The sequence below is a fragment of the Microbacterium umsixpiens genome (genome assembly GCF_053543675.1).
The window spans coordinates 19,270-20,616 of record NZ_JBLVOH010000075.1; the positions used below are offsets into that span (position 1 = coordinate 19,270).

3 protein-coding genes are annotated in these 1,347 nt (G+C 70.0%); all 3 read left to right on the forward strand.

From position 1 onward, the window contains the following. Positions 1–597 (forward strand): S66 peptidase family protein (locus tag ACNPM4_RS07785; protein ID WP_473965301.1); only part of this gene is annotated, 597 nt, incomplete at its 5' end. 81 nt (positions 598–678) lie between these two features. After that, the gene (locus ACNPM4_RS07790; protein ID WP_105709515.1) at positions 679–930 is read left to right on the forward strand and encodes a FitA-like ribbon-helix-helix domain-containing protein; all 252 of its coding nucleotides are present in this window, start codon (positions 679–681) and stop codon (positions 928–930) included. Further along, complete coding sequence (locus ACNPM4_RS07795; protein WP_400856017.1) at positions 927–1,304, forward strand: type II toxin-antitoxin system VapC family toxin; 378 nt, start codon at positions 927–929, stop codon at positions 1,302–1,304. The genes ACNPM4_RS07790 and ACNPM4_RS07795 overlap by 4 nt, the downstream gene beginning before the upstream one ends. The last annotated feature ends 43 nt before the right edge of the window (positions 1,305–1,347 follow it).

Genomic DNA, 1,347 nt, shown 5'->3' on the forward strand with positions numbered 1-1,347 from the left:
GTGGGGTCGCTGCGCGCGCTGCTGCTGGAGGGCGGCGCGCTGGAGATCACCGAACCGGGGGAGTCGGAGGATGTCGGTCGGCGGTGGGCGGACCCTCGAGCACTCGTGGAGTTCGGTGACCGCATCCCGACCGAGCCGTGGACGTGGGCCGGGCCCGCCGTGCGCGTCGAGGGCACGACCTGGGGCGGATGCCTCGAGGCGATCGATGGTCTCGCATTCGTCGGCCGACTCCCGGCGGCGGAGCAGCTCGAGGGCGCGATCCTGCTGCTCGAGACGAGCGAGGAGCGGCCGCCCGCCGGCTGGGTCGCCCGGTGGCTGCGAGGGCTCGGCGAGCGAGGGATCCTCACCGCGGTCTCCGCGGTCGTGGTCGCGCGCCCGCCGGTGAGCGATTTCGAGTTCCGCCCCACGCCCGCTGAGGCTGAGACACTCCGTGCGGCGCAGCGAGACGCGGTCATCGACGTCGTGACCCGTTACAACTCCGCGGCCGTCATCTGCGTCGGTCCGCCGTTCGGGCACACGCGTCCGCAGTGGATTCTGCCGTACGGCGGCGCCATGGTCGTGGACGGTGCCGCCCGCACGATCACCACCGCGTATTGATCTGAGTTCGACCGCGCGGGTTATCCACAGATCCCTCTTTCGCGCATGTGCAACACATGCGATCCTGGAAGAGTGGGTCGGATGCTGCAGGTACGAAATCTCCCGGACGATGTTCATGCACGCCTCAAGGAACGCGCCGCCGCGGAGCGCATGTCGCTGTCCGACTACGTGGCCCGCGAACTCGCGGACCTCGTGCAGTACCGGACGAACGCGGAGATCATCGCCGCAGCGCGCGCGAGGTCGGTGAGTGACGGAAGCGCGCTCACACGCAGTCAGATCCTCGCGGCGCGTGACGCGGCTCGTGCCGACAGGGACGACGAGCTCGCCCCATGAGCACCGCGGTCGTGCTCGATGCCTCCGCAGCGATCGATGCCCTGCTGGGCACCGGTGACTGGGTGAACGGCGACGACTTTCATGCACACGCCGGACTCGACATCGAGGTGCTGTCGGTGCTGCGGCGGCAGGCGCTCCACGACGGTCTGCCCGCCCACCGTGCACGGGAGGCGCTCGACCTCTTCGGTGAGCTGCAGATCACGCGGCATCCGCTGCGCCGGCTGATACCGCGGATCTGGATGCTGCGGGACGATGTCACCGCCTACGACGCCGGGTATGTCGCGCTCGCCGAGGCCCTCGGCATCCCGCTGCTCACGCTCGACCGGAAGCTCGCGAAGACGGCGGCGCGCTACTGCGAGGTCATCGTCCTCTGACGGGCGTCACGCCCGCGTGCTGATCTGAGTCCTGCGGGAGCGG

Excerpts from the sequence above, each read along its gene's own strand:
- ACNPM4_RS07790 (WP_105709515.1), top strand. The coding sequence starts at position 679 with ATGCTGCAGGTACGAAATCTCCCGGACGATGTTCATGCACGCCTCAAG.
- ACNPM4_RS07795 (WP_400856017.1), top strand. The coding sequence starts at position 927 with ATGAGCACCGCGGTCGTGCTCGATGCCTCCGCAGCGATCGATGCCCTG.